This is a genomic window from Halorubrum sp. SD612 (assembly GCF_002135005.1).
On record NZ_NEWI01000023.1, the window covers coordinates 1 to 9,108 of the forward strand.

The 9,108-nt window shown below is 67.5% G+C and carries 8 protein-coding genes; all 8 read right to left on the bottom strand.

What is annotated here, in order from left to right; genetic code table 11:
* A partial coding sequence (locus B9G38_RS04360; RefSeq protein WP_255375958.1) for a thiamine pyrophosphate-dependent enzyme occupies window positions 1-357 on the bottom strand: 357 nt, incomplete at its 3' end.
* 333 nt (window positions 358-690) lie between these two features.
* Complete coding sequence (locus B9G38_RS04365; protein ID WP_086219618.1) at window positions 691-1,095, bottom strand: CopG family transcriptional regulator; 405 nt, start codon at window positions 1,093-1,095, stop codon at window positions 691-693.
* Between the two features lie 117 nt (window positions 1,096-1,212).
* Window positions 1,213-1,881 carry an RPA family protein gene (locus tag B9G38_RS04370; RefSeq protein WP_086219619.1) on the bottom strand — a complete coding sequence of 223 codons (669 nt, stop codon included), beginning with the start codon at window positions 1,879-1,881 and terminating at the stop codon, window positions 1,213-1,215.
* Complete coding sequence (locus tag B9G38_RS04375; RefSeq protein WP_086219620.1) at window positions 1,882-2,808, bottom strand: replication factor A; 927 nt, start codon at window positions 2,806-2,808, stop codon at window positions 1,882-1,884.
* A gap of 888 nt (window positions 2,809-3,696) precedes the next feature.
* Window positions 3,697-5,034, bottom strand: coding sequence for a glutamate-1-semialdehyde 2,1-aminomutase (locus tag B9G38_RS04380; protein WP_086219621.1), 1,338 nt, complete (start codon window positions 5,032-5,034; stop codon window positions 3,697-3,699).
* Window positions 5,035-5,131: 97 nt separating this feature from the next.
* Window positions 5,132-6,811 (bottom strand): ammonium transporter, encoded by a 1,680-nt coding sequence (locus tag B9G38_RS04385; protein ID WP_086219622.1) that lies wholly within the window; start codon window positions 6,809-6,811, stop codon window positions 5,132-5,134.
* Between the two features lie 493 nt (window positions 6,812-7,304).
* Window positions 7,305-8,336, bottom strand: a complete 1,032-nt coding sequence (gene radA, locus B9G38_RS04390; protein ID WP_006629066.1) for a DNA repair and recombination protein RadA — start codon at window positions 8,334-8,336, stop codon at window positions 7,305-7,307.
* Between the two features lie 195 nt (window positions 8,337-8,531).
* Window positions 8,532-9,032 (bottom strand): ACT domain-containing protein, encoded by a 501-nt coding sequence (locus B9G38_RS04395; protein WP_053770355.1) that lies wholly within the window; start codon window positions 9,030-9,032, stop codon window positions 8,532-8,534.
* Window positions 9,033-9,108 lie beyond the last annotated feature (76 nt).

Here is a 9,108-nt window from a genome sequence, read left to right on the forward strand (position 1 = left end):
CGGCGCGTTGTTGCCGTCCTCGTGTCCCATCCAGTAGAGCAGCGTCTGTTTCAGCGGGAGCCCGTGGACGAGGGCGGCGCCGTGCTCGCGGTACGACGGCACCATCCAGTCGTCGTCGTCGAGCGCGTACGCCGACCCGATCTGGGCGCCCTCCTGCCCGGAGAGCGGGGGGTACGTCCCCATCCGGCCCTGCCGCTGGAGGCTCACCGCGCGGCCGTCGAAGTGGCGCGCCAGCCGCATGTGCCTGTACATCTCGACGAGCGCCTCGTCGTCGAGGTCGGGGAGGTCGCCGACGACCTCGCCGTCCTCGTCGAGGACGCGAACCGTCTCGTCGTACGCCCTGTCGAACACGCTCACGGTCGAACCCACCTTCGCATGTCCGATACGTCCACCGCCCGGGTAATATCGTTTTCGTAAATAATTTAGTATAATCAGAAATAGCGGCATCGCTCTGAGAAACCGTCCATCAGACGGGGTAAGAACCGGACGTTTCTGAACAAACCCGGGCGTGTCCGGCAATATTTTCGCCAACATGTGCGTTTCGTCGGTCAGTAACGGACGAACAGGAAGGTTTTCGCGCGGGGTCGGCAGAAGGTTTTCGCGCGCGGCGCGCTTCGGAGCGCCGGGGCTACGCGATCGAAGCAGCGCGAGGAGATAGTCGGCAGAGACCGTCTAACGTCGACGGGACCGCTACCCGAGCCGGAACGAGGGCTCGTCCGGTTCGCCGTCGAGGTCCTCCAGCTGGATCACCTCTTCGTCGCCGTCCTCCAGCTGCTCGCGGAGGTAGTTGACGTACCGCTTGTGTTCTTCGAGCTGCTCGCGGAGGTGTTCGGCCTCGAGCTCCAACCGCTCGTGCTCGCGGACGAAGCTCTTCGGGACCTCGATCTTCGGGGGGAACGACTCCCCGCTGTCGCCCATGCTGTCCAGTTCGGCCTCCGGGATGACCCGGACCTTGCCGTCGTGGGCAACGAGCGTATCCACGTAGTCCCGGAAGACCGCCGACAGGGAGATGTCCCGCTCCTCGGCGATGTCGCGGAGCGTCTCGAACGCGTCCTCGTTGACGCGGAACGAGATCGTCTTGTTCTTGTTGCCCATTACCGGACCGTTCGTTCCGCAGATCACTTAAGCGTTTGTCAGACGGTCGCAAGAACGAAAGCCGGGGTTCGAGCGCCGAGAGGCGCCGAGTACCGGGGAAATCCGGATGTCAGCGCGTCAGGGCTCCGGCGCGCCGGCCGGACCGGTCCCGTCCGGGGCGTCGCCGGAGACGTCGGCGTCGGCGTCCGCGGACCCGTCGTCCGCGAGTTCGTCGCCGCTCTCGTCGAGGTCCTCAAGCGCCGACAGCGCGGCGGCCTTGTACGTCTCGGGGTCGTAGTCGTACTCCTCGCGGGCCATCCGCGCGTACTCGTTGCCCTCGTCGTCGAACGCGGCGACGCGCTCGACGGTGCGGCGGGCGGTCTCCGCGACCCAGCGGTCGCGGGTGGCGGCGTCGACCTCGGTGATCGACTCGGGGCGGACGGAGACCCGGACCGTGCCGTCGTCGGTCTCGTAGGTCCGGGGTTTCCCCACGACCGCGACGTACGCCGGGGGCTCCAGATCCCGGAGCTTGGAAGCGGCTTCCGGCTGGTACTGGCCGGCGTACACGAAGAACGTGCCCGTCGGGTCGACGATGCGGCCGCGCCAGTACTCGCTGTCCTCGCCGACGTCCTCCTTCTCCGTGAGCGTCCCCACGAAGAACACGCGGTTCGAGGACTCCCCAGTCGGTAACAGCGCGTAGACGGGGGCGCGCTCGTCGTCGGACTCGGTGAACGTGTAGCCGGCGTCGTTGAACTCGGTGGCGAACGCGCGCCGGGCGACCTCTCGGGTGGGTGCGGATTGGCTCATTTAAATCGACCTCGCTTCGATCAGCGCGCTCTCAACGTCGACTCTGCCGGGCTCGTCCATCTCGTCGACCAGGACGTACCGGCCGAAGGTGGGGCCGGTGACGCGGTAGTAGCGCCCGAGCACGTCCTCGCCCATCTCCTCGGCGACGACGGTGGTGTCGAGCGCGTCCATCGCCATGTCCTTGGCCTCCTCTAAGGTCATGCCGGTGAGCTCCTCGGTGGCCTCGCGGTCGAAAATGACCTCGGTGACGGTCTCGCCGTCGTCTAACACGCCCTTGATCCGGAGGTCGAACTCGCCCTCGACCTGCCCGTGTTCGGAGCAGCGCCCGTTCTGGAGGACGCGCGTACAGTCCTCCTCGGGGCACCGCTTGATCAGCCCGGAGCCGGACTGGATGTCCACGAGGGCGCCCTCGACGGTGTCGGCGTTGTCGCCGACCTCGATCTCCTCGTCGATCTCGGTGATACCGGTCGTCCGGTTGAGCTTCACCGAGTAGCTGCCCTCGTACTCGTCGGTGACGACGTTCGAGAGCTCGTACGCCTGCCCCTCCGTCAGCTCGGGGAGGTCGGAGGTCTCGAAGGCGACGAACTTGATCGTGCCCGACTCGTCGCCGAGGAGCCCGACCTGCGAGATGGAGTCGCTGCGCGGCTCCCAGAGGTCGACCAGCTCCACGCGTAAGTCGACCCACTGCTCGTCCTCGTCGATGTCGTTGACGAGGACCTCCTCGCTGCCGCCGCGGCCGAGCTCGTCGCGCTCCATGCCGGCGTCTTCGAGGTAGCTGTTGGTGACGCTCCGGCTCGCCTCGTCGAGCGGCACGCGGTACTCGTCGACGAGCGTCGTCAGCCGCTCCTCGACGTCGTCGGGGTCGACATCGGTGTGGTCCGAGAACTGTTCCGCTATCGCTTCCGCTTCCTGTCGCAGTTCGCTCATGGGGTGTCTCCGCCTCCGGTCTTGTTTTCAGTGGGAGGCGTACGACGGTTGGTTCCAGATGGTATTAAAATGTACGTGACCGCGGTGAAAGTGGAACTAAACGCCCGCTTGAGGGCCGCTACGTGGCGTTCTTTCGATCCGTGGAGATCGGCCGACGGGGCGACCTCGATCGCGTCAGACGCACGTCAGCCGTGCGCGGGCTTCGTTTCGAGTGGAACGATCACACGGATCGCGACCTCACGAGACGGGGATCCGGCAAGCGTGACGAGAACGATGGCGGTGGCGCGCGCCTCCGAGCGCCTTTTAAAGGCGCGAGGAGCGCGTGCGAGGGAGTCGGCGGCGACCGACGGGAGCCGCCGACGAGGCTGGGGAGGCGTGAGGTGCGGTCCCGCGAGCGACCGTAGGGAGCGAGCGGGAGTACGGAAGTCGCAGCCCGCGCAGCGAACGCAGTGAGCGAGCAGGACCGTCTTCCGGCGGTTGCGGCCGGGTGGGACTCGAAGGGGCAGCCGGGAGGCGGGCGCAGGCGTTCACGAGAGCGAAGCTCTCGTGAGCCAATCAGAACGCGGAGCGTTCTGATGACGACGTAAGCACCGCAGGAGCGAACGGAGTGAGCGACGAGGAGCGCAGCGAGCGTACGGCCGCCTCGCGGCTGCCCCTTTGAGTCCCACCCCACAGCACCGCGACCGCGCCTCACACCTCCCCAGCCTCGTCGGTGGTCCGGAGCGAAGCGGAGGACCACCGACTCCCTCGCGCGAGCGGTTCGCGCCGCGGTGCAGCGCTCACCGGCACGCACCACCGCGCCGCTCTTTATAAGCGATCATCGTTGCGACTCTCATATTTAAATAGCGAATCGACGCGGCGGTCTCGAACACCGGCTCCCGGCGTCGATCAGATCGCCTCTCGGTACGCCTCCAGGGTCTTCTCGACGTCTTCCTCGGTGTGCGCGTAGGAAGTGAACTGGCACTCGAACTGGTTCGCGGTGAGGAACACCCCTCGGTCTTTCATCTCCTGCCAGAACACGCGCTCCCAGCGGTCGGTCGCGGCCGCGGCGACGTCGGCGCCCGTCTTCGGGCAGTGGTCGTACCGGGCGCAGTCGGGGTCCTGTCGGCAGCCGCCCGTACAGCAGGCGTCGACGTCCTCGGGCGCGTCGCGGGTGAATATCGTCTTGAACATCGAGTCGGTGCCGACGACGGTGTACTCCGGCGCGCGCTCCGCGCAGATCTCGGCGATCCCCTCGCGGAGCTTCCGCCCGAGCCGGTTGACGTGCTCGTACACGTCGTTTTCGGCCGCGTACTCCAGCCCGGCCTTCCCGGCGGCCATCGTCACCGGATGGCCCGAGAAGGTGCCGGACTGGAACACCTCGCCCGCGGGGGTGAACCCCTCGATTATCTCGGCTTTCCCGCCGATGGCGCCGACCGGGAAGCCGCCGCCGATGATCTTGCCGAACGTCGTCACGTCGGGGGTGACGCCGAACTTCGACTGCGCGCAGCCGAGCCCGCCCACCCGGAAGCCGGTGATCACCTCGTCGAAGACCAGGAGCGAACCGTGGTCGTCACAGAGGTCCCGGAGCGTCTCGTGGTAGCCGTCGACCGGCGTGACGATCCCCTTGTTGGCTAAGATCGGCTCGACGAGGACCGCCGCGATCTCGTCGCCGTGCTCCGCGAACACCTCCTTCGCCGCCTGCGGGTCGTTGAACGGGATCGGGAGCGTGTGCTGGGCGAACTCCTCCGGGATCCCCGCGGTGGAGGGGTGGGCGTCTCCCGGCGACCCCTCCACGAGCGTCGACTCCTGCGCGCCGTGGTACCCCCCCTGCATCACGACGATCTTGTCGCGGTCGGTGTGGCCGCGGGCCAGCCGGACCGCCGAGACGGTCGCCTCCGTGCCGGAGTTGACGAAGCGGATCGACTCCACGCTCGGGACGTGTCGCGCCACGAACTCGGCGTGTTCGACCTCGATCTCCGTCGGCGCGCCGTACATCGGTCCCTCCGCGACGTGGGACTGGACCGCCGCCTCGACCGGGTCGGGCAGGTCGTGGCCGTACAGCAGGGGGCCGTACCCCATCACCCAGTCGACGTAGCGGTTCCCGTCGGCGTCGATCACGTGGCCGCCGTCGCCGCGCTCGACGAAGAAGGGGTGCGGCATATTCGCCCGGACCGAGGAGTTGACGCCGCCGGGCATCACCGACAGCGCGCGGTCGTACAGCCCGCGCGAGCGCTCGTGGTTCATACGGATCGGTTGGAGCGTCGGGCTGAAAGTAGTTGCCGAACCGGGCGACCCGGTTCGGACGCGAAAAGCGTCTCCCGTCGGTTCGCGCGCTACGCCCCTACACCGCCTCCGGCCCGGTCGTGCCCGTGCGCACCTGGAGCGCGTCCTCGACCGGCATGATGAACACCTTGCCGTCGCCCGGCTCGCCGGTCTCGGCGGCGTCGGCGATCGCCTCGGCCACCTCGTCGGCCGGGATGTCGGCGACGACGACCTCGACTTTCACCTTCTGGTGGAGGTCGACGGTGAACTCCTCGCCGCGCCACTGGCCCTTCTTGGCGGGCTGGCTGCCGCGGCCGGAGACGTTCGTCACGGTGAGCGAGGGCGCGTTGACCTCCGCGAGCGCCTGCTTGATCGCCCCGAGCTTGTCGGGGCGGACGACCGCGGTGACCATCTTGATCTCCGCGCCCGCCTCCTCGCCGCCGTCGGCGCGCGGGGACTCATCCGTGGTGTCCACGACGGCGGAGCCGCCGTCCGTCGCGACGTTCGCGCGGCCGAACTCGGGGTACGTCTCGACGCCGTGTTCGCTGACGTCGAGCCCGTCGCGCTCGTGTTCGGGGGTGACGCGGGCCTGCCCGACCGCCTTGAACAGGCCGAAGACGACGGCCGTCGCGACCACGGTCCACGCCGCGATGACGACCACGCCGATGACCTGCGAGACCAGCACGTCGACGGAGAAGCCGTTGATGCTGACGAACGGCAGCGCGAGCACGCCGAGGACCCCGGCAGAGCCGTGGACCGGGAACACCGCGCAGACGTCGTCGATCTTCATCCGGTCGGCGACGAACTCGAAGACGAGCGGGAGCTGGAGGCCGCAGACGAGCCCCACGGCGATGGCGCCCCACCAGGTGGCGAGGTTCGCGATGCCGGTCACGCCGACCAGCCCGGCCAGCAGCCCGTTCGCGACGTACAGCGTGTCGACCTTCTTCGAGAGCGCCACCGACGCCAGCGCGGCGCCGACCCCGCCCGCGGCCATGCCCAGCGTCGTGCCGAGCGAGACGCGGCCGACCGCCGCGTAGCCGCCGAGCGCGAGCTCGCCGGACTCGCTGACCGAGAAGACGGTCGCGGTGGTGCCGACGTTGAACCCGTACCAGCCGAACGCCAGGATGAGGGTGCCGAGCACCGCGAACGTCATCGAGTGACCGGGGATGACGTTCGTGGAGCCGTCCTCGGCGTAGCGGTCCATCCGCGGCCCCAGCACGTACGCCGCCGTGAGCCCGGCGATGCCGCCCATGCCGTGGACGATCATCCCGCCCGCGAAGTCGGTGAAGCCGAGCCCGGCGCCGCCGAGGAAGCCGCCGCCCCAGGTGATCCCCGCGACGACCGGGTAGATGACCGCCGAGATGGCGAACGTGTACGCCACGTACGCGCGGAGCTTCGCGCGGCCGGCGACCGCGCCGGAGACGATCGTCGCCGCCGTCATCGCGAAGACGGCGCCGAACAGCCAGCTGTTGACCCAGCCGCCGTCGCCGAGCGCCGAGGCCGCGGAGAAGCCGGCGCCGCCGGCGACGCCCTCGATGCCGAACCCGATCAGGAAGTAGACGATGACGCCGACGCTCCACGTCAGCAGGTTCTTGGTGAGCTGGTTGGCGACGTTCTTCGCGCGCACCTGCCCCGCTTCGAGCATCGCGAAGCCGGCGTGCATGAAGAAGATCAGGAAACACACCACCGCGACCCACATCAGGTTCACGCCCTCGGCGAGGACGCTCGGATCGATCGAGGCGAGGACGCCGCCCGTCACGATTCACTCACCCCTACTGAACGACCGTCCGATTCGAAACGCAATTCGCTCGTGTTCATGTGCTGAATCACGTTTCGACACCGGGGAACGACCATACATAAACGTTAGAGTTGAGTTTCACAAAAAGCGGCGTTGATAATACGACGACCGTCCGATATAAGGACGTAGCTATGGAATATAAGGACGTTTTCTGGGGTGTTTCGCGGCAATCGTTGCGCTCGAAGCCAACAACCGTTGTGTACGATATCTGTCTATTCGACCGAAATGCGTCGTCGCGGGCCGTTCTGAAGCCGTGCGCGGCCGGTTCTGGCGAGTATTGCCGGCCCGCCGTCTCGCGATTCACCGCCGTTCGGGCCGTTCTCTCCGAATTCGCGGCTTTGAAGCCTTCTCGATAAAATATGACGTACGTCAACCCATCTCCGGGATCACCGATCGATTCGGTCGATCAGTTGCCGCCGGGCGCGACCACCGATCGGCGTCCGCGGGCGCCCGCTTATTCCGGCTTCAGCCCCTCGTTCTGGACGCGCATCACGGCCTCGCCGTCGGCGAGGTTCGGCGCGTCGACGAGGCGGACGATCCGCTTGTCGCCCTTCGACTTCCGGAGGTAGATCCGGAAGGTGGAGGCGTGTCCGAGGATGTTCCCGCCGATCGCTTGGGTCGGGTCGCCGAAGTAGGAGTCCGGGTTCGACGCGACCTGGTTAGTGACGAGGATGGCGGTGTTGTACAGGTCGCCGAGCCGCATCAGGTCGTGGAGGTGCTTGTTGAGCTTCTGCTGGCGCTCGGCCAGCTCCCCGCGGCCGACGTACTCCGCGCGGAAGTGCGCGGTGAGCGAGTCGACGCAGACGATCCGGATCGGCCACTCCGTCTCCTCGTGTTCGCCGGCCAGCTCCTTCGCCTTCTCGGCGAGGAGGATCTGGTGGTTGGAGTTGAACGCCTTCGCGACGTGGATCTGGTCTAAGAACGCCTCGACGAGCTCCTCTAACGCCTCCTCGTCGCTCGGGGTGCCCTCGATCTCGCGGCGCTCCATCTCGTCGGCGAGGATCTCGTCGTCGAGTCCGCGGACCATGTCGTCGATCCGCTCCGGACGGAACGTGTCCTCGGAGTCGACGAAGATACAGCCGCCGTCGAGGCCGCCGTTCTCCGGCTCCAGCTGGACGTTGACGGCCATCTGGTGGGTGACCTGCGACTTCCCCGACCCGAACTCGCCGTACACCTCGGTGATCGACTGGGTCTCGATGCCGCCGCCGAGGAGGTCGTCGACCTCGTCGATCTGCCAGGAGAGCTTGCCGATCTCCTGGCGGCGCTCGAGCACGCTCGCGCCCGTCTCGAACCCGCCCACGTCGGCGGCCTCGCGGGCGGCGTTGATGATGTCGCTGGCGGACGACTCGCCGATGTCTGCGGTGTTGGACATCTCGCCGGGGCTCGCGACCGCGATCGACTGGTAGCTCTCGAATCCGTTGTCCACGAGCTTGTCCGCGGTCGCCGGGCCGACGCCGGGGAGGTCCTCGAGTTCGTCTTCAGGCATGTACACGTGGCTTGTTCGCCATCCGGTATAAAGACTGGTTTACACCCTAGTGAAAGTGAAATTCACCGCGCGTCGTCCCTCGGTCGCGACTCGCTGTCTCTCGAACGGATTCGTCGGCACGCCCGGACGGACCGCGCGGTGAAACTGATCGACGGACCGCCGCCGCGACGGGAGCGCGAGCCGCCCGGCGGGGTCTCAGAAGCCGACGCGACGGACGTAGTCGAGGTCGCGGATCTCCACGAGCAGATCGCCCGACAGGTCGGCGTCGGTGATCACGTACAGCTTGGGGTCGTCGGTGAACTCCGGGTCCTCGCTCAGCACCTGCCGGATCGAGACGCCGCGGTCGGCCAGGATCCCCGTCACCTCGGCGACGATCCCGGCCTCGTCGGCGGCCGCGACCTCGATGGTGAGCACCGTGAGGTCGAGGACCGGGGCGAGGTCCATCAGGCTCGGGACCGACGAGATGTTGGTGAAGATGCGCTTCAGCTCGGGGTCGGCCAGGATCGCGTCGGTCGTCGAGTCCACGACGCGCCGGTCCACGTCGAGCTCGCGCGCGATGCCGGTGTAGGGGATCTCGATCCCGCCGGAGACGACCCGCCCCTCCTCGTTGACGGAGAAGCCGCGCTCCAAGAACAGCCGGATCACCGCCTGCTGGCTGGGTGACCCCTCGAACTTCTCGAGGATCTCGTCGAACATTCGTTGTCGGGAGTGGTCGCGGCCGGGCGTTAAAAAGGCGGGTGCGTCGCGGCCGGTCGCGACCACTCCCGACAAC